At 66.8% G+C, this 18503-nt stretch carries 14 protein-coding genes, 1 pseudogene and 1 riboswitch; of the genes and pseudogenes, 2 read left to right on the top strand and 13 right to left on the bottom strand.

What is annotated here, in order from left to right:
* Positions 1-418: pseudogene (locus G7Y50_RS08785) on the bottom strand (hypothetical protein); the annotation flags it as partial.
* Positions 419-662: 244 nt separating this feature from the next.
* Positions 663-2222: a cysteine--tRNA ligase gene (gene cysS / locus G7Y50_RS08780; RefSeq protein WP_165052812.1), complete on the bottom strand. Its 1560-nt coding sequence runs from the start codon at positions 2220-2222 to the stop codon at positions 663-665.
* 336 nt (positions 2223-2558) lie between these two features.
* Here cysS and G7Y50_RS08775 point away from each other — a divergent pair, with 336 nt between their 5' ends.
* Positions 2559-3713: an ATP-binding protein gene (locus G7Y50_RS08775; RefSeq protein WP_165052815.1), complete on the top strand. Its 1155-nt coding sequence runs from the start codon at positions 2559-2561 to the stop codon at positions 3711-3713.
* Between the two features lie 64 nt (positions 3714-3777).
* Here the strand turns inward: G7Y50_RS08775 and ispF are convergent, their stop codons facing one another.
* The 3 genes from ispF to G7Y50_RS08760 all read right to left on the bottom strand — a co-directional run bounded on the left by ispF (position 3778) and on the right by G7Y50_RS08760 (position 7884).
* Positions 3778-4290 (bottom strand): 2-C-methyl-D-erythritol 2,4-cyclodiphosphate synthase, encoded by a 513-nt coding sequence (ispF, locus tag G7Y50_RS08770; RefSeq protein WP_165052818.1) that lies wholly within the window; start codon positions 4288-4290, stop codon positions 3778-3780.
* A complete protein-coding gene (ispD, locus tag G7Y50_RS08765) occupies positions 4290-5129 on the bottom strand; it encodes a 2-C-methyl-D-erythritol 4-phosphate cytidylyltransferase (protein WP_165052821.1) in 840 nt (279 codons plus the stop codon). The genes ispF and ispD overlap by 1 nt, the downstream gene beginning before the upstream one ends.
* Before the next feature lie 163 nt (positions 5130-5292).
* A complete protein-coding gene (locus tag G7Y50_RS08760; protein WP_165052824.1) occupies positions 5293-7884 on the bottom strand; it encodes an ATP-dependent Clp protease ATP-binding subunit in 2592 nt (863 codons plus the stop codon).
* Positions 7885-8087: 203 nt separating this feature from the next.
* Positions 8088-8256, top strand: a riboswitch (Lysine riboswitch).
* A gap of 59 nt (positions 8257-8315) precedes the next feature.
* Here G7Y50_RS08760 and G7Y50_RS08755 point away from each other — a divergent pair.
* A complete protein-coding gene (locus G7Y50_RS08755; protein WP_165052827.1) occupies positions 8316-9869 on the top strand; it encodes a Na+/H+ antiporter NhaC family protein in 1554 nt (517 codons plus the stop codon).
* Positions 9870-10407: 538 nt separating this feature from the next.
* Here the strand turns inward: G7Y50_RS08755 and lysS are convergent.
* From lysS to G7Y50_RS08715, 8 genes are all read right to left on the bottom strand, one after another.
* Positions 10408-11931, bottom strand: a complete 1524-nt coding sequence (gene lysS / locus G7Y50_RS08750; RefSeq protein WP_165052830.1) for a lysine--tRNA ligase — start codon at positions 11929-11931, stop codon at positions 10408-10410.
* Positions 11932-12120: 189 nt separating this feature from the next.
* A complete protein-coding gene (gene greA / locus G7Y50_RS08745; protein WP_165052833.1) occupies positions 12121-12591 on the bottom strand; it encodes a transcription elongation factor GreA in 471 nt (156 codons plus the stop codon).
* A 110-nt stretch (positions 12592-12701) separates the two neighbouring features.
* Positions 12702-12953, bottom strand: coding sequence for a twin-arginine translocase TatA/TatE family subunit (tatA, locus tag G7Y50_RS08740; RefSeq protein ID WP_165052836.1), 252 nt, complete (start codon positions 12951-12953; stop codon positions 12702-12704).
* 411 nt (positions 12954-13364) lie between these two features.
* A complete protein-coding gene (gene eno / locus G7Y50_RS08735) occupies positions 13365-14657 on the bottom strand; it encodes a phosphopyruvate hydratase (RefSeq protein ID WP_165052839.1) in 1293 nt (430 codons plus the stop codon).
* A 43-nt stretch (positions 14658-14700) separates the two neighbouring features.
* Complete coding sequence (locus tag G7Y50_RS08730) at positions 14701-15414, bottom strand: energy-coupling factor transporter transmembrane protein EcfT (RefSeq protein ID WP_241159511.1); 714 nt, start codon at positions 15412-15414, stop codon at positions 14701-14703.
* 123 nt (positions 15415-15537) lie between these two features.
* The gene (locus G7Y50_RS08725) at positions 15538-16620 is read right to left on the bottom strand and encodes a GHKL domain-containing protein (RefSeq protein ID WP_165052845.1); all 1083 of its coding nucleotides are present in this window, start codon (positions 16618-16620) and stop codon (positions 15538-15540) included.
* The gene (locus G7Y50_RS08720; RefSeq protein WP_165052848.1) at positions 16617-17609 is read right to left on the bottom strand and encodes a hypothetical protein; all 993 of its coding nucleotides are present in this window, start codon (positions 17607-17609) and stop codon (positions 16617-16619) included. The genes G7Y50_RS08725 and G7Y50_RS08720 overlap by 4 nt, the downstream gene beginning before the upstream one ends.
* Before the next feature lie 27 nt (positions 17610-17636).
* Positions 17637-18353, bottom strand: coding sequence for a LytTR family DNA-binding domain-containing protein (locus G7Y50_RS08715; protein ID WP_165052851.1), 717 nt, complete (start codon positions 18351-18353; stop codon positions 17637-17639).
* Positions 18354-18503: the final 150 nt, after the last annotated feature.

The raw sequence follows: 18503 nt of genomic DNA, 5'->3' as shown, positions 1-18503 counted from the left end.
GGGCGGTTGCGCTGCGGCCGCCCGGGACTCCCCGCGCGCCGGCCGCCCCGTCCCGGCCCGCACGCCCGGCGCGTCCGACGCGCCCGCCGCGGCTCGCGCGGCCCGCGCGCGTCGCCGGGCTCGTGCCCCACGTAGCGTACGCGAGCCACGCGAACAGCGCCAGGTAGATGGCACCCCAGATGGCGAACACGTAGCCCGCGGGCGTGAACCACGCGAACACCTGGTTCGACATCTCGCTCGAGGTGGTGCCGCCGAGGCGCAGCGCCTCGAAGAGCCCGTTGCACAGCACCATGACCGCATACGCGACCCACATGGCCGCCATCGAAGGCGTCAGGTAGCGGCGCACCCCGCGCAGCCACCGCGCCGCGCCCGACGACGCCGCGCGCGCCTTCGCCCGTGATGTCTCGCTGCTTCTCATAAGGCAACCTCCTTCGCACCAGGCGCCGAGGCGCCACGTCATCTTGATTCAGACTCCCAGTGTAGAGGAGGCATGTGAAGGACGGAAAACGGCCCGCCCTCAGCCAGAGGGCGGGCCGTCAACGAAAGGCAGCGAAAAGGGAGGGGGCGCCCAGCGTGACTGGGGCGCCCCCAGCACGGCTGGCACGCCTTGGACGCGGCTGGCGCGCTGGCACCAGCACCGGCACTCGGTGCCGCCCCGCGCGTTACCCCGCGTACGTGACGCGCGCGCCCTGCGGCGTGTCCTCGATCACGAAGCCCAGGCCGACCAGGCCGTCGCGCACGCCGTCGGCGAGCGCCCAGTTCTTCTCCTTGCGCGCCGCCGCGCGGGCCTCAAGCAGCGCCTCCACCGCCTCGACCGCGTCGGCGCCCGCGAAGCCCGCCAAGTCGGCCGCGAGCGTCACCACCTCGGCCGGATACGCCGCAGCCACATCCGCCTCGACGGCCTTCGTCACGTCGACGCCGAGCACGCCCATGAGCTCGACCACCGTGTCGCGCACGCGCCGCACGCCATCAACGTCAGCCGCGCTCACCGTGGCGTTGCCCAACGCTGCGTTCGCCTCGCCCACCAGGCCGAACACGGCGCCGAGCGCCTCAGGCGCGTTGAAGTCGTCATCCATCGACGCCGTGAACGCCGCGCGCGCCGCCGCCTCGGCCGCCTCGAGCGCCGCCACGTCGAGCGCACCAGCATCGGCACCAGCACCGGCACCGGAGCCCGCATCGGCGTCCGCCACGGCGTTGTCCAGCTGCCAGTCCATGTTGCGCACCGCGTTCTCGATGCGCGTGAGCGCAGCCTCGGCCTCGGCCAGGCGCGCGTCGCCGAACACGAGCGGGCTGCGGTAGTGCGTCTGCAGCGTGAGCATGCGCAGCGCCTCGGGGCGCACCAGGTCGAGCGCCTCGTGCAGCAGCAGGAAGTTGTTGAGCGACTTGCTCATCTTCTCCGCCTCGCCCGTCTCGGCGTTGGCCACCTGCAGCATGCCCGAATGCATCCAGTGGTTCGCAAACGAGCAGCCGTACGCCGCCTCGGACTGGGCGCGCTCGTTCTCGTGGTGCGGGAACACCAGGTCGGCGCCGCCGCCGTGGATGTCGAACGGCAGCCCCAGGTACTTGTGCGACATAGCCGAGCACTCGATGTGCCAGCCCGGGCGCCCCGGCCCCCACGGGCTCTCCCACGACGGCTCGCCGGGTTTGGCCGCCTTCCACAGCGCGAAGTCGAGCGGGTCGCGCTTGCGGTCCTCGAGCCCCTGCCCGTCGGCGCGCAGCTCGCGGTGGCCGCCCTCCATCTCGTCGACGTTGCGGCCCGACAGCGCCCCGTAGCCGGGATACGAGCGCACGGCGAAGTACACGTCGCCCTCGACCTCGTAGGCGTGCCCGCCCGCGACGAGCTCGCTCACGAGCTCGATCATGGTGTCGATCTCCTCGGTGGCCTTCGGGCGCACCGTGGGGTCCTCCACGCCCGCCGCGTGCATGTCGGCGATGAACGCCTCAGTGTACTCGGCGGCAACATCGGCGGCCGTGCGGCCCTCCTCGTTGGCGCGCTTGATGATCTTGTCGTCGACGTCGGTCACGTTCTGCACGAAGGTGACCTCGAAGCCGCGCCACTCGAGGTAGCGGCGGATGGTGTCGAAGGCGATGAACGTGCGCGCGTTGCCGATGTGGATGCGGTTGTACACCGTGGGGCCGCACACGTACATGCGCACGTGCCCCTCCTCGATGGGCTCGAAGTCCACCTTGCGGCGCAGCTTGGTATCGTAGAGCTTGATCATGGTCAGGTTCTCCTCGTAGTAAGCGAATGGCGAAATTGTAGCACGGGAAGACCCACGACGAGGGAAGCAGCGCGAGAACGGCCGCTGCCTCCGAAAAACGCAAGGCGGCGAGCCTCGCATGCGCAAGAGGCTGCCGAACAGCACCCGCAAGCAGGAGCCATCCGCCTTGCTCATTCGCATATTCAAAACAGGTTTGCATAATTTGCATAAAACGTATAAATCTATTCACCACGCATAATTTGCATATTAAGATGCAACCTAGAGCACACGATGCTTCATGGGCAGCATCGGCAACGCCAAGCGAACAGCCCAGAACAGAGATCGGAAGAGGCGCGCATGTTCAAGAATCCCTTCACCCCCATCTTCGGCGGCAAGCCTGACTTCTTCTTCGGGAGGAAAAGCATCCTCACCCGGTTCGACGCCGCGCTCATCGACCGCGGGAGCGAAGATCGCGTGCTGTTCATCACGGGAAGCCGCGGGTGCGGAAAGACGGCCCTGCTCGAGCAGCTATCGCTCAGGGCGCGCGCCGCCGAGTGGAAAACCGTCGACGTCAACTCCGAGAGCCCCGTCGACACGCTCGTGCGCCAGCTCGTGCGCCACGACGAAACCACCAAGACCCTCGAACCCGAGCTCGAGGTCAGCCTCTGGGGAACGGGCGGAAGGCTCAAGGGCGGATCGGTGTCGAGCACGACGCGCTATAGCGCTTCCGACCTCGAGATCCTGTTCATCGAAGCCTGCGAGAAGGAACGCAAGGGCATCTTCGTCTCCATCGACGAAGTCCAGAAGGTCGCGTCCGATGACATGGCGGCAATTTGCGGCGCATTCCAAATGGCGTCGCGAAAGGGACATGACGTGGCGCTCGCCATCGCCGGCCTTCCCTATGCGCATGACCAGATCATCCACTACGAGGGGTGCACCTATATGAGGCGCTCGGTCCACGAGAAGCTCGGGCTGCTCACGCCGGGGGAGGTCAGCGATGCTTTCAGGGAGGCGATCGGCGACGTCAAAGGGCTTTCCGCGCAGGAGGAGGCGCTGCTGTCGCTCCAAGCTAAGAGCCTCGGCCATCCCTACGTCATGCAGCTTCTCGGCTACTACCTCATCGCATACGTCAACGAGCGCGTCTCGGACAGGCGATACGACGTCACCGACAACGACGTCGCGGAATCGGCGCCCTTCGCGCTCGCCGCTTACGAGAGGCGAGCGCTCGCGCCCATCGTGGACGCCTTGGCGCCCGCCGAGCGAGACTACCTTCGCGCAATGGCAGAGAGCGTCGACGAGAGCCATGTGGCGAAGTCGGCGAAGGTCGCCGAGCGGCTCGGGAAAAGCACCTCGCAGCTGAGCCGAGCACGGCAGAACCTGCTCCGCGAGGGAGTCATCGTGGCAGCAGGCCGGGGGAAGCTCATGTTCAACATACCCTATCTGCGCCGTTACGTAGTCCAAGACCACGCGGAGCGAGACGACATCGAGCTCGTGCGCCTCTGGCGGCTCTAACTCGCACGCCACTCGCACGCCGAAGCCCACACGGCGGCGCACGGCGGCGCGCGGCGCGCACGGCCTACTGTCGCGCCACCAGGCAGGTGGCGTAGGCGGTTATGCCCTCCTCGCGGCCCTCGTAGCCGAGCCACTCGGTGGTGGTGGCCTTCACGCCCACGTTCTCTGCGTCCACGCCCATGGCGCGGGCGAGGTTCTCGCGCATGGCCTCGCGATGCGGCGAGAGCTTCGGCGCCTGGCACGCCACCACGCTGTCCACGTCGAGGATCTCGAAGCCCTGAGCGCGCACGTGGTCCGCCACCGCCGCCAGGAGCTTGAGCGAGTCGGCGTCCTTGTAGGCCGGGTCGGTGTCGGGGAAGAGCTTGCCGATGTCGCCCCCGCGGATGGCGCCGAGCAGCGCATCGGCCACCGCATGCGCGAGCACGTCGGCGTCGGAGTGGCCGAGCAGGCCCTTCTCGTGCGGGATGTCCACGCCGCCCAAGATGAGCCTGCGGCCCTCGGCGAACGCGTGGACGTCCATGCCGAGACCCATGCGCAGGGCGCGCAGGTCGGCGGCGCGAAGGTCAGCCGCGGCCATCACTCGACGCCCTTCAGCATGAACGCGCGCACCGCCGAGGCCAAGATCGCGTAGTCCTCCGGCACGGTGAGCTTGATGTTGTCGCGCTTGCCCTCGACCACCAGCACGCGCCCGCCGAGGCGCTCGATGAGCGCCGAGTCGTCGGTGCCCACGAAGCCGTCGGACAGCGCGCTCGCATGCGCGCGGCGGTAGATGCCCGTGCGGAACACCTGCGGCGTCTGCGCATTCCAGAACACGCTGCGGTCAGGCGTGCCCATGATCACGCCGTCCTCCACCACCTTGAGCGTGTCGACCGCCGGGTGCGCCACCACGGCCCCGTCGGCGTCGAAGTTGCCCTTCACGGTGTTGATGGTGTGCAGGATGAGGTCGGGCGAGATGAGCGGGCGGGCGCCGTCGTGCAGGACCACGTACTCGAACTCCTCGCCCACGTACTCGAGCCCCGAGAACGCCGACTCCTGGCGGATGGAGCCCGCGGGCGCCATCACCACCGGCGTTACGAAGGGGAACGGGTCGATGGCGCGCTTAAGGTACTCGTCAGCGCGCTCCTGCGGGCACACGATGACGATGAGCCCCACGTCGCCCACAGCGTCGAACGCCTCGGCCGACCACGTGAGGATGGGCTTGCCCGCGATCTCCACGAGCTGCTTGCCGCCCTCCTTGCCGAAGCGCTCGCCTGTGCCGCCTGCCAGGATGATAGCCGCCGTCTGGGGTTTCTTGTCAACCTTGCCCTTCAGGGTCAGCGTCGTCTGGCTGAGCGCGTCGAAGTCAAGCTCCTCCACCGCGAAGTCAGGCGCGCGCAGCGCCTCCGGCTCATAGATGGGATCGATCGTCCTGGACATGAAAACTCCCCTCGTCCTCAAAACACAATGCTCCCAGTATACGAGAAAACCCACCTCAGCGCGAAGGGAGCAGGCAGCCCATGGGAAAAAAGAAGGACCGCGGGCTTGCGCGGTCCTTCCTCTGGGATAGCCGGGGCAGCGGCGCTATGCCAGGCGCCGTCCCCTAGTCGCTGGCGCCGTCGGTGAGGCTGCCTGCGGGGACGGGGCGGCCGCCGGCGCCGCCGGCATGCCCCAGGTCGAAGTTCGTGAGCAGAAGCTCCGCCTCACGCGCGATGGAGTCGCGCTTGCGCGGCGCCGGAATGGCCCCGAAGCCCTGGTTGAACACCAGGTGAGCGTCCTCCCCCTCGCCTTCCGCGTCCACGTCCACCACCGAGCCGCTCGTCCAGCGGCCCTCCAGGATCTGCTCGGAGAGCGGATCCTCCAGCAGGCGCTGGATGGCGCGGCGCAGCGGGCGCGCGCCGAAGGCCACGTCGGTGCCCTCCTTGGCGATGAGCGTGCGCGCGGCCTCGCTCAGGTTGATCGACATGTTCTGGGCGATCATGCGGTCGCGCAGGTCGGACACCATGAGCTCGACGATCTGCCCGATCTCCTCGGCGGTGAGGCTCTTGAACACGATGATCTCGTCGATGCGGTTCAAAAACTCGGGCCTGAACAGCTTCTTCATCTCCGACATCACGCGGCTTCTGATCTCCTTGTCGGACAGCCCCTCCTTGCCGGAGGCCGAGAACCCGAGCGTGGTGGTCTGCGCGATGTCGCGCGCGCCCACGTTCGACGTCATGATGATGACCGTGTTGCGGAAGTCGACCGTGCGGCCCTGCGCGTCGGTGAGGCGCCCCTCCTCCAGGATCTGGAGCAGGATGTTGAACACGTCGGGATGCGCCTTCTCGATCTCGTCGAACAGCACCACCGAGTAGGGGCGCTGGCGCACGGCCTTGGTGAGCTGGCCGCCCTCGTCGAAGCCCACGTAGCCCGGAGGGCTTCCCACCAGGCGCGACACGCTGTGCTTCTCCATGTACTCGGACATGTCGAACGACAACAGCGCGTCCTCGGAGTTGAACAAAAACTCGGCGAGCGCCTTGGAGAGCTCGGTCTTGCCCACGCCCGACGGGCCCAGGAAGATGAACGAGCCGGCGGGGCGCTTCGGGTCCTTCAGCCCGCTGCGCGAGCGGCGGATGGCCTTCGACAGCGCCGTGACGGCCTCGTCCTGCCCGATCACGCGCTCGTGCAGGACGCCCTCCATGCGCAGGAGCTTCTCGGTCTCGGCCTCGGTGAGGCTCGACACCGGCACGCCCGTGGACATCGACACCACGTCGGCGATATCCTCCACGGTGATCTGCTGGACGCTCTTCGAGGAGTCCTCCTGCCACTGCTTCTCGGCCTCCTCGCGCTTCGCCCTCACCTGAGTCTCCTCGTCGCGCAGCTGGGCGGCGCGCTCGAAGTCCTGCTCGCCGATCGCGCGGTCTTTGTCGGCGCGGATGCGGCGCAGCTCGTCGTCGAGCTCGCGCAGCTCCTTGGGCAGCGTCATGTTGCGGATGCGCATGCGCGCGCCCGCCTCGTCGAGCACGTCGATGGCCTTGTCGGGCAGGTAGCGGTCCTGGATGTAGCGGTTCGACAGCGACACGGCGGCCTGCAGCGCCTCGTCGGTGAAATGCACCTGGTGATGTGCCTCGTAACGGTCACGCAGGCCCTCCATGATGCGCACGGCCTGCTCCTCGTTGGGCTCGTTGACCGTGAGCGGCTGGAACCGGCGCTCGAGCGCGGAGTCCTTCTCGAGGTGCTTGCGGTACTCCTCGAGCGTGGTGGCGCCGATGATCTGGATCTCCCCGCGCGACAGCGGCGGCTTTAAGATGGCGGCCGCGTCGATGGAGCCCTCCGCCGAGCCCGCGCCGATGATGGTGTGGATCTCGTCGATGAACAGCAGCACGTCGCCCGCGTCCATGACCTCCTTGATGACCTTCTTCAGGCGGTCCTCGAACTCGCCGCGGTACTTCGAGCCCGCCACGAGCGCGCTCACGTCAAGCGTGACGAGGCGCTTGTTGCGCAGAAGGTCGGGCACCTGGTTGGCCACGATGAGCTGCGCGAGGCCCTCGGCGATGGCGGTCTTGCCCACGCCGGGCTCGCCCAGGATGAGCGGGTTGTTCTTCTGGCGGCGCGAGAGAATCTGCATGACACGCTCGATCTCGGCCGCGCGCCCGATGACCGGGTCGAGCTGGCCGTCCCGCGCCTTCTTGGTGAGGTCGGTGCCGAACTCCTTGAGCATGCTGTCGGAGCTGCCGCCCGCCGGCTCGAAGCCCGTGCGGCCCGCGTAGACGGCGCTCTGGCCCACGAGGTCGTTGAGCGCGCCGCGCACGTCGTCGCCCGTGACGCCCATGCGCCCCATGACCTCGAGCGCGGTACCCTCACCCTCGCGCACGATGCCGAGCAACAAATGCTCGGTGGAGATGTAGGACTGCCCCATCTGCATAGCCTCGCGCAGCGAGTTCTCCAGCACGCGCTTCACGCGCGGCGTGAACGAGAGGTGCCCCGACACGTCGGCCGACTCGTCGATGGTGACCACCTGGCGGATGGCTTGCACCACCCCGTCGTAGGTGACGTTCAGGCGCGCGAGCGCCTGGGCGGCCAGGCCGTCCTTCTCTTGGATGAGCCCCAGCAAGATGTGCTCGGTGCCCACGTAGGGCTGGTGCAAGGCCCGCGCCTCATCCTGAGCCAGGACAAGCACCTTGCGCGCCTTGTCCGTGAATTTCTCGAATGACATTGGTGTTGCCTCGTTTCCTGCATGCGCGCCTACCGTGGCGCGCCTTTCGTGTGTCTAGGCCATCTTAGCACTCCTGCCAACCGAGTGCCAAAGCAAGCTCATATGTTACGCCCCCGCCATAGAATGCGCATGAGCAAGGTTTATTGCCCCTTTCATGCAAGCATGGCATAAAATATACATATCTTTGGTAAGATAAGCATCAAGTTCATGGCAGAGGAGCAGCCTTCATCAGTAGCCTTGGAGGCACGTCGAGCAACGTCAAGGCGAAAGGGTGGGCTGCCGAAGGCCGTGCGGGCGCTCGAAACCGCATGGACCTGGGGCGCGGCAGAACATGCCGCGCACTGTCGCGTAAAGCGGAGAGCTGCCGTGGTCGAGCGCCAGCCCTCTGTGACGCCCAACCATGGCGAGGCTTTCCACGGAAAGGAATGGAAGTGGAATTTGTCAACACCGCCTGGGCGTTGGTACCGGCCCTCGTCGCCATCGTGCTCGCCCTGGCAACCAAGGAAGTCTATGTGTCGCTGTTCGTCGGCATACTCATGGGCGCCTTGCTGGTCGCCGGGTTCGACCCCGTCGCCACGCTCGACGCCATCGTCAACGACGGCATGATCCCCGCCGTGGCCGACAACGCGGGCATCTTCATCTTCCTAGTCCTCCTCGGCATGATGGTGGCCCTCGTGAACAAGGCCGGCGGCGCCAGCGCGTTCGGCCAGTGGGCCGCCACGCACGTGACGTCGCGCGTCGGCACGCAGATCGCGGCGTTCGCACTCGGCGTGCTCATCTTCGTGGACGACTACTTCAACTGCCTGACGGTCGGCTCGGTCATGCGCCCGCTGACTGACTCGAAGAACGTCTCACGCGCGAAGCTGGCGTTCATCATCGACGCCACCGCGGCGCCCATCTGCATGATCGCGCCCGTGTCCTCGTGGGCGGCCGCCGTCTCCGGCGTGGCCTCCGACCTCAACGTCAACGGCATCGAGCTGTTCATCAACGCCATCCCGTTCAACTTCTACTCGCTGCTCATGATCGTGTTCGTGGTCGGCCTCATCTTCCTCAACTTCGACTACGGCCCGATGGCCAAGGCCGAGATCGAGGCCTACAAGAACGGCAAGCTCGGCTCGCTCGGCGGCGACGTGGCCGTGAAGAACACCCGCGCGAGCCTGTGGGACATGCTCGTGCCCATCATCGTGCTCATCATATGCTGCATCGGCGGCATGCTCTACGTGGGCGGCTTCTTCGGCGGCGAGACCGCCGGCAGCATCATCGACGCGTTCGGCAACACCGACGCCTTCGTGGCCCTGCCGTGGGGCTCGCTGATCGCGATCACGTTCGCCTTCCTGTACTTCCTGGCGCGCCGCCTGCTCACGCTGCGCGAGGCGTCTGACTCCTTCGTGAGCGGCTTCAACGCCATGGTGCCCGCGATCCTCGTGCTCACCTTCGCCGTGTCGCTCAAGAACATGACCGGCCTGCTCGGCGCCGACGTGTTCGTGGCCGGCCTCATGGAGGGCGCGGCTCCGGGCCTGTTCAACCTGCTGCCCGCCGTGATCTTCCTGGTCGCCGTGTTCCTCGGCTTCTCCACGGGCACGAGCTGGGGCACGTTCGGCATCCTGATCCCCATCGTGATGCCCATCTTCTCGAACGACCCGACGCTGCTCATCATCGGCATCTCCGCCTGTCTGGCGGGCGCCGTCGCAGGCGACCACTGCTCGCCCATCTCAGACACCACCGTCATGGCATCGGCCGGCGCGAACATGGAGCACGTCGACCATGTGTCCACGCAGCTGCCCTACGTGATCACCATGGCGGCCATCTCGTTCGTGATGTTCGTGATCGCGGGCTTCGTGCAGAACGCGTTCATCTGCCTGCCGATCGGCGTCGTGCTCACCTTGGGCACCCTCATCGTGCTGAAGAAGACCGTCGGCAAGAGCGTGAAGGACCTCGGCCCCGCGAAGGTCATCGACCCGGAGGCGGAGGTCGCCCAGGCGTAAGTGCACTGCCCGCCCCGTAAGCGCGCTGCCGCCCCTGCGCGCCCGTGCAACGTGCGCTCCCTGCGTGCGCTTCCCCGTAGCAGACGCGCACGCAGGCAACATGGGCATATGCGCGGCACGTGCAACGTGCTCCTCCAGACACAAGAGAAGGCCCCCCGCGGGGCCTTCTCTTTTTCTCTTTTTTATGCCAACACCGACAACGCCTTCTTTGCATCCACAACTTGAAAAAGCTGGATGGAAAATGTCCGTTATCGGTGCCTCAAGCCCCGAAAACCACCGACAACGCGCCTTCTCCAGCCACTTTTCTCAAAAAATTACCGATAACGGCCCCATTTCATCCAGAATTGCTTGAGGGGTGGATGGAAAAGCGTCGTTATCGGCGATCGGCAGATAGAGCAACGAATCGCGGCTTGGCAGTCTGAGTTGGCGCTGGCAGTTAGCAGAGCTTTGCGTCGGCGGCCGCAGGCTTCGCCGTCCCGCCAGCTGGCGCCTCATCTTTCATATGCGGGACGCAACAAGCCCTCTGGCTTGTTGCGCACTAAATAGGCGCCCGAGAGGGCGCGTCCTGCTCTTCCCGCATATGCGGGAAGAGCAGGACATCCCTAATGGTCGGCGCGTCGGCGAGCAGCATGACCAGGCGGTCGATGCCCACGCCCACGCCGCCGGCCGGCGGCATGCCGTACTCGAGCGCGCGAATGTAGTCGTGGTCGAAGCCCATGGCCTCGTCGTCGCCCATGTCCTTCGCCTCAACCTGCGCGCGGAAGCGCTCGGCCTGGTCAACCGGGTCGTTGAGCTCGGTGAAGGCGTTGGCGTACTCGTGCCCGCAGATGAACAGCTCGAAGCGCTGCGTGAGCTCGGGGTTGTCCGCCTTCTTCTTCGCCAGCGGGCTCACCTCGAGCGGATGGTCGATCACGAAGGTGGGCTGCACGAGCTTGCTCTCGGCCACGGCCTCGAAGATCTCGGCGATGAGCTTGCCCTTGCCCCACGCGTCCTCCGCGTGCCCGCCGTTTCGCTCCAGGATGGCCGCGAGCTCCTCGCGCGTGCGGTCGAAGCTCACGTCCTCGTCCGCGCCCTCGCTCGCCAGCTCGATCATGGACGCGCGGCGCCACTCGCCCGACAGGTCGATCTCCGTGCCCTGGTAGGTGATCTGCAGCGTGCCGCACGCCGCCAGCGCCGCCGCCTGGATGTAGCCCTGCGTGAGGTCCATCATGCCGTTCAGGTCGGAGAACGCCTGGTAGGCCTCCATGGTGGTGAACTCGGGGTTGTGGTACGGGTCCATGCCCTCGTTGCGGAACTGGCGCCCGATCTCGAACACCTTCTCGAAGCCGCCCACGAGCAGGCGCTTCAGGGGCAGCTCGGTGGCGATGCGCAAGTAGTAGTCGCGGTCGAGCGCGTTGAAGTGCGTGGTGAAGGGCTTGGCGTTCGCGCCGCCGATGATCGGGTGCAGAAACGGCGTCTCGACCTCGTAGAAGCCCTGGTCCTCCATGTAGCGGCGGATGGCCGACACGATCTTGAAGCGCTTCTCGAACACGCTGCGCACCTCGGGGTTGACCACCAGGTCAACATAGCGCTGGCGATAGCGCGTCTCCTTGTCGGTCAGGCCGTGGAACTTCTCGGGCAGGGGCCGCAGGCTCTTGCTGAGCAGCTCGAAGGACTCCGCCGCCACGGACAGCTGGCCGCGCCTCGTGCGCATCATGGTGCCGTGCACGCCGATCCAGTCGCCCACGTCGAGGTCCTTGCAGCGCGCGAAGGCGTCTTCGCCGAGCGCGTTGATGCGGCAGAACAGCTGGATGGTGTCGGTGGCGTCCTGCAGCTCCAGAAACGCGATCTTGCCCTGCACGCGCTTGGCCATGACGCGGCCGGCCACGTCGACGGCGTCCTCGGTGGAGTCGCCGTCCTCGAGGTGCGCGTACAGCTCGTTCAGCTGCGCCACGTGGTGCGAGTAGGCGAAGGCGTGCCCGTAGGGGTCCTCCCCCGCCGCGATGAGCGCGGCGCGCTTGGCGCGGCGCACCTCGATGGGGTCGTCTTCGATGACCTCGGGGGTCTTGTTGTTCTCGGTCATGTGAATCCTTGTCTCGTATCACAGGTAGTTCGTAACGTCAGCGAGAAGGGCTGAGGTGCCCCGCATTGCCGTGAAAGCTTGAGGAAGCGTACTTCGTACGCGACGAAAGCTTGGAGCGGCAAGGCGGGGTGCCCCAGCCCTTCGCAGCGTCGGCCAGTTCCGCCGTCGCACGAGCGACGGCGGACCGCATTAGTGTTCGATCTTCAGGATCTCCATCGTGATCTCGCGGCCGGTCGGGCCGGTGGTCTCGATGTGGTCGCCCTTCTTGTGGCCCAGAAGCGCCGCGCCCACCGGCGACTCGTTGGAGATCTTGCCGGCAGCCACGTCGCTCTCCGCGCCGCCTACGATGCTGAAGACGCGCTCGCGGCCGTTCATGTCGACCGTGACGGTGGAGCCGATGTTCACCTTGCTCGAGCGCTTCGGCGTGTTCACCACGGTGGCCTCGGACAGGATGCGGCTGATCTCGGCGATGCGCGCCTCCATCATGCCCTGCTCGTTCTTCGCGTCGTCGTACTCGGAGTTCTCGGAGATGTCGCCGAACTCGCGCGCCACCTTGATGCGCTCGCCGATCTCGGCGCGCTTCTCGGTCTCGAGGTAGTGGAGCTCGTCCTCGAGCTTCTCACGGCCTTCCTGGGTAAGGATGTAGTTGCTGTCTGCCATTGACTTGCGTCCCCTTCTAACAAAGCAGCACGCTTGAGCTGACAAGCGTGCCACAAATCCGCTATGGAAGCGCCCGGCCGCGCAAGGCAGCCCGGCGCGCGTAACCTGCCCTACTCGGGCTTCTTCTTCACAACCTTCTTGGTGACCTTCTTCTGAGCAGGCTCCTCCTCGACGACTTCGATGACCTCGTCGTCAGCGGCCTCCTCGACCTCCTTCTCGCCCGCGCCCATGCCTTCGCGCAGGTTCTTCACCGTCTTGCCCAGCGCGCTGCCAAGCTTCGGAAGGTTCTTCGGGCCGAAGATAAGCAGGATGACCACGAGAATGATAAGAAGCTCGGGCACGCCCATTCCCAGAATTTTCATCGGATCCTCCGTAAAGGCTCGCGCAGGGCACAGCCCCGCATATGTGGGGCGGGGCTGTGCGCCCCGCGATTTCTACCGCTCGACAGGGTAGCACAAGATGCCCGCTCCCATGCGCTCTCCCTTACAAAGAACACAGGCGCCCCGCGTACGGCACCTGCAGGCGCCCGTTGTACCTGTTCCCGAAGGCGCAGGGAAGCAGGAGGCACCCACGGGGCAGCCGTCCTTGGCTGCAACGAGCACTGCGAGAACCCATCGCCGAAGCACGAAAACCGCGGGCACCTGCTGCCGAAGCGCGGGACCATGGGCGCCGGACGCGCAAGCGCCCTCCCGGCGGGAGGGCGCTTGGCTGACCGCTTGTCTCTCGGCCGTGCTTCTCGGCTCGCGCTTCTCAACCGCAAGCCTCTCGGCTGGCTAGCGGTTGATGTTGTAGAAGGCGTTCATGCCAGCGTAGACGGCCTGGCTGTCAAGCTGCTCCTCGATGCGGATGAGCTGGTTGTACTTCGCCACGCGGTCGCTGCGGCAGGGCGCGCCGGTCTTGATCTGGCCGGTGTTGCACGCCACGGACAAATCGGCGATGGTGGTGTCCTCCGTCTCGCCGGAGCGGTGGCTCATCACGCACGCGTAGCCCGCCTGCTTCGCCATCTCGATGGCCTCGAGCGTCTCGGTGAGGCTTCCGATCTGGTTCACCTTGATGAGGATGGCGTTCGCGCAGCCCAGCTCGATGCCCTTGGCCAGGCGCTTGGAGTTGGTGACGAACAGGTCGTCGCCCACGAGCTGCACCTTGTCGCCGATGCGGTCGGTGAGCATCTTCCAGCCGTCCCAGTCCTCCTCAGCCATGCCGTCCTCGATGGAGATGATCGGGTACTTCTCCACCAGGGCCTCCCAGTAGTCCACCATCTCGGCGCTCGTGAGCTCGCGGCCCTCGCCCGCCAGGACGTACTTGCCGGTCTCGGCGTTGTAGAACTCGGTGGAAGCCGGGTCCATGGCGAACATGATGTCGGTGCCGGGCTTGTAGCCGGCCTTCTCGCACGCCTCGACGATGTACTTGAGCGGCTCCTCGTTGGTCTTGAGGTTGGGGGCGAAGCCGCCCTCGTCGCCCACGCCGCCGCCAAGGCCCGCGTCATGCAGGACCTTCTTCAGCGTGTGGTAGATCTCAGCGCACCAGCGCAGCGCCTCGGCGAACGTGGCAGCGCCCACCGGCATGATCATGAACTCCTGGAAGTCCACGTTGTTGTCGGCGTGCACGCCGCCGTTCAGAATGTTCATCATGGGCGTGGGGAGGATGTGCGCGTTCACGCCGCCCACGTACTTGTACAGCGGCAGGTCGGCCGACTCGGCCGCCGCGCGCGCCACGGCCAGGCTCGCGCCCAGGATGGCGTTCGCGCCCAGGGCGCCCTTGTTCTCGGTGCCGTCCACCTCGATCATGGCGTCGTCGACCGCGCGCTGGTCATCGGCCTCGAGGCCCAGGAGCGCCTCGGCGATCTCCTCGTTCACATGGGCGACCGCGTCCTGCGTGCCCTTGCCCATGTAGCGGCCCTTGTCGCAGTCGCGCAGCTCAACAGCTTCGAACGCGCCGGTCGATGCTCCCGAGGGCACGGCCGCGCGGCCGAATGCGCCGTCCTCCAAGACGACCTCGACTTCAACCGTGGGGTTCCCGCGCGAGTCGAGGATCTCGCGCCCGTACACGTCGATGATGACGCTCATGTGTGCCTCCTAGCAGACAACGGATGCTTCCTTGCAGGCAAGATCATAGCACGACCGCGAGCAGAGCGCACAGGGCGCACCCCCCTGCGAGCACGATGGCGCTGCGCGCGGTAAGGCGGCGCGGGGAGAGGGCAGTGCGCGGGCCCGCGCCGTAGCAGCGCGCATCCATGGCCTGCGCGAGCACGTCGGCGCGGCGGAACAGCCCCACGAGCACCGGCACGAACACGCCGCCCCAAGCGCGCAGGCGCGCCGCGAGGCCGCCGTCGAACGCCGCGCCGCGTGACCACTGGGCGTCGCGCACGCGGATGAGCTCCTCGTACATAAGCGGGATAAAGCGCAGGGCGACCGAGCATGCGGCGGCAACGTCGTCTGCGGGCAGGCCGAGGCGGCGCGCGGGGCGCAGAAGGCTCGCGAGCGCGTTTGCAAGCTCGGTAGAGGTCGACGTGAGGCTCACCGCGAAGCTGGCGAGCACGAGCGCCACGATGCGCGCGCCGAGAAAGCAGCCGCGCAGCGGGTCGGCGAAGTTGAACAGCACGGAGAGCGCCGCGAGCGCGAAGGCGGGGGCGCCGAGGCGCAGCACGCGCGAGGGTGGCAGGCGCGCCGCGATCAGCACGACCGCGAGCAGAGCCGCCATGCAGGCCATGCCCGCCCAGGTGTCGACGAAGAAGAGCGCGGCTGAGTACGCCGCGAGGATCGCGACCTTCGCGCGCGCGTCGAGGCGGTGGACGGGCGATGAGCCCGCCGGGCTGGCTGGCATGTGCGTCTGCATGCGAGCAGTATGCCACATCGCGCCCGCGTGCGCAGCGGGGCGGATGCGCGGCGAACGACACGTTCACGAACGCGCGCTCCGCGCCCATCGCGCACCGCGTGCGGCGAGGCGCTAGCTCGCCACCTTGAGCGCCACGAGCGTGCGGAACTCGCGCCCCGTGCGCTTGGCCTCGAACGTGCCGTCGTAGCGCTCGGCGATGGCGCCGAGGATGATGGTGCCCCACCCGTGCTCGCGGAAGGGCGCACGGGGGTCGGGTGCGGGACGAGAGGGCGCGCACTCGTCCGCACCCGCAGGGCCGCTCGCACTCGCAGAGTCTCCAGCGCTCGCCAGCTCGCCCGCCGCATCCGCCTTCGCCGGCTCGCCCACCGCCGCCTTCGCGTCAGCGATCTCCTCGGCCGCGCTTCGGCAGCTGTTCGACACCTCGAGCATGAAGAACCCGCCCGCCACGCGCGCCTTCATGGTGATGAAGCGCCTCGAGGCGGGCGTCACCTGCGCGCAGGCCGCGATGGCGTTGTCCATCACGTTGGAGAATACGGCGCACAGATCGACGTTCTGCACCGCCAGGTCATACGGAACCTGCAGCGCAAGCTCCGTGCGAATGTCCTGCTGGGCGCACAGCTCCAGCTTCGAGTCGAGCAGCGCGTCGACCACCGGGTGCCCGCACGAGCTCGGCCGCACGCGCACCCAAGCGGAGGCGTTCCTCATCTGCCGCCTCACGTTCGCAACCACGTCCTCGGGCGCCTCGCCCGCCTCAACCGCCTCGAGCTCGTCGAGAGCGCGCGCCACCCGCTCGAGGCGCCCGGCGATGTCAGCCTTGGCGTGGCGCGCGTCGGACGCGTCGGCCTCAAGGCGCGCGAGATGCTCGACCTGCAGCTCCATCTGCTCGCTCAGGACGCGCTCGCGCTCCTCCACGAGGTCTTTCTCCTCGGATGCGTTCAGCGCCTTCACCAGCACCACGTCACCCGCCGCGCACAGGCCGCCCGACGCCACGACCAGCGCGTAGAACCACGTGGGGACGTCGTTCATGATGAAGCACACCAGGAGGAACGACATGATGACGACCTGCATGCCGGGGATGAGCATGTTCGCCCACCAGCGCAGGCGCGAGTAGCGGCGCAGGCGGCGCGCGAACAGCACCGTCACCACCGCGAGCATGAGCACCACCATGCAGGCTATGACGAAGCGCGTCATCATGAGCGCGTGCCCTCCGCCCTCAGGCCTGCGGGCGCGTCTCCCCCGCACTCGCCAGCGACCTGCGAGCTAACCGCATCTGCGCTCGCGCCCGCAGCGGGCCCCGCACTCCTCTCGAGCGCGTCGCCGCGCTCCTCGCAGCGGGCCGCCATGGCCTCGACGATCTCGCGAGCCCGCACGAGGTCGCCGCGCACGATGAGGTCATTGACCACCTGCAGCTGGTTGCGCACGTCATGGCGCAGGCGCGCCACGCCCTCGATGCTCTTCGCCACATGCTGGTACTGCTCCAGGTAAGCGCTCAGCTGCTCCTCGAGCATGCGCACGCGCCCCTCGGCACGCCGCTGGCGCTCGAACCTGTCGATCACCACCATCAGGTACACGTCGACCACCACGCATGCCAGGCTCAGCGTCAAGCTCCCCATGCTGAGAAAGAGCTTCTCGCCCCCAAGGAACTGCATGGCATAGATGCACAGCGACAAGAGCAGCACCTGCGTGATGAGCAAGCCGGCCACGAGGGGGAACCCGTGCTCGTGCCCCTCACCTGAGAACCTTCGCAGCGCCACGCTCACAACCCCCAGGAGGAGCACCACGAGGAGCAGGTGCATCACGCGCACCAGCCAGAACTCCGGCATGAGCGCGCCGAGGGCATCCCCGCGCACCAGCAGCATGCCCGTGAGCGCGTACCACAGGACCACGCCGAGCACCTCGGACACCGACATCGCGATGAACAGGACCGTCAAGGCGATGATGCGGTAGCCTGCGCGCCCCTTCGACATGAAGTACGGTATGGCGAAGTACTCCACCAGGCCGATGAGCAGGCGGACGGGCATCGAGACGTCCAAGCGGATGAACGAGGTGCCTATGCTCGTGACCATGCGCACCACCCAGAACAGAGGGACGTTGCGCATGTTGAGCACCTTTGTGTAGACGAAGGTGAGCACGACCTCCACGGGGAGAATGTTCAGCGCCTCGATAACGTCAATCCACGTCAAGCAGCTCGCACCTTTCCTCGCGACGCGCTACAAGCCGGCGCGCAGATGGGACAGGAGCTCTTCCTTCACGTACCTGCGGCGCTTCTGGCTCACCGGCACGCAGGCGCCGGAGAGCAGCACCACCTCGTCAGCGCGCAGCTCGGACACGTTGTCCATGTTCACGAGGAAGCTCTTGTGGCACTGCATGAACGACGCCGGCAGAAGCTCGGACATGCGCGCGAGCGATCCGTACGTCTCCACCACGCCGTCGGCGCCGTGGATGCGGATCTTGCGGCGATCGCTCTCGACGTAGTCGACGCGCTCGGGGAGGATGCGGATGATGTTGCCACCCACCGACACGGCCAGCGGGTGCGACAGCGCCGCCTCCAGGTTGCGCAGCGCCTTGTCGATGGCGTCGAACAGCTCAGCCTGCTCGATCGGCTTCACGAGGAAGTAGATGTGGCTCGACTGGTACACGCGCGTGCAGTTCTCGATATAGCCCGTGGCGTAGATCACCTGCGTCGAGGAGCTCTCCGGGAAGAGCTCCCTCACGAGCTCCACGCCGTCCTCGTCATCGAGGCAGATGTCCATGAACACGATGTTCGGCATCGCGTCGGAGCTGCCGCGCGCCATGCGCTTGCGCAGCTGCGCGGCGCTCTCGACGTGCGACAGCGCGAAGGTCGCGCTCTCGGGATGCTCGCCGACCATGCGCTCCAAGATGCGCGCCTGCTCGCAGTCATCCTCAACTATCAGTACGTTCACCATGTTCAATCTCCACGTTGCCTCGATGTTGCCAAGATATTGTACAGAATGACGCCCCCCCCCGAGCAAGCCAGCGGCAAACCATGCGGCAAACGGGGTGAAGCTGTATTTTATCCCATTGTCGTGCGCTTGCGCAAAAAAAGAGGGCCGCGG

The organism is Adlercreutzia sp. ZJ176, assembly GCF_011038975.1.
GTDB lineage: Bacteria > Actinomycetota > Coriobacteriia > Coriobacteriales > Eggerthellaceae > CAAEEV01.
The sequence above is the reverse complement of the archived record's forward strand: the minus strand, read 5'-3'. Positions and strand labels throughout refer to the sequence as shown.

What these genes read in the sequence shown, in the direction of transcription:
- cysS (WP_165052812.1), bottom strand. Translation starts at nt 2,222, where the DNA reads ATGATCAAGCTCTACGATACCAAGCTGCGCCGCAAGGTGGACTTCGAG.
- G7Y50_RS08775 (WP_165052815.1), top strand. Translation starts at nt 2,559, where the DNA reads ATGTTCAAGAATCCCTTCACCCCCATCTTCGGCGGCAAGCCTGACTTC.
- ispF (WP_165052818.1), bottom strand. Translation starts at nt 4,290, where the DNA reads ATGGCCGCGGCTGACCTTCGCGCCGCCGACCTGCGCGCCCTGCGCATG.
- ispD (WP_165052821.1), bottom strand. Translation starts at nt 5,129, where the DNA reads ATGTCCAGGACGATCGATCCCATCTATGAGCCGGAGGCGCTGCGCGCG.
- G7Y50_RS08760 (WP_165052824.1), bottom strand. Translation starts at nt 7,884, where the DNA reads ATGTCATTCGAGAAATTCACGGACAAGGCGCGCAAGGTGCTTGTCCTG.
- lysS (WP_165052830.1), bottom strand. Translation starts at nt 11,931, where the DNA reads ATGACCGAGAACAACAAGACCCCCGAGGTCATCGAAGACGACCCCATC.
- greA (WP_165052833.1), bottom strand. Translation starts at nt 12,591, where the DNA reads ATGGCAGACAGCAACTACATCCTTACCCAGGAAGGCCGTGAGAAGCTC.
- tatA (WP_165052836.1), bottom strand. Translation starts at nt 12,953, where the DNA reads ATGAAAATTCTGGGAATGGGCGTGCCCGAGCTTCTTATCATTCTCGTG.
- eno (WP_165052839.1), bottom strand. Translation starts at nt 14,657, where the DNA reads ATGAGCGTCATCATCGACGTGTACGGGCGCGAGATCCTCGACTCGCGC.
- G7Y50_RS08730 (WP_241159511.1), bottom strand. Translation starts at nt 15,414, where the DNA reads ATGCCAGCCAGCCCGGCGGGCTCATCGCCCGTCCACCGCCTCGACGCG.
- G7Y50_RS08725 (WP_165052845.1), bottom strand. Translation starts at nt 16,620, where the DNA reads ATGATGACGCGCTTCGTCATAGCCTGCATGGTGGTGCTCATGCTCGCG.
- G7Y50_RS08715 (WP_165052851.1), bottom strand. Translation starts at nt 18,353, where the DNA reads ATGGTGAACGTACTGATAGTTGAGGATGACTGCGAGCAGGCGCGCATC.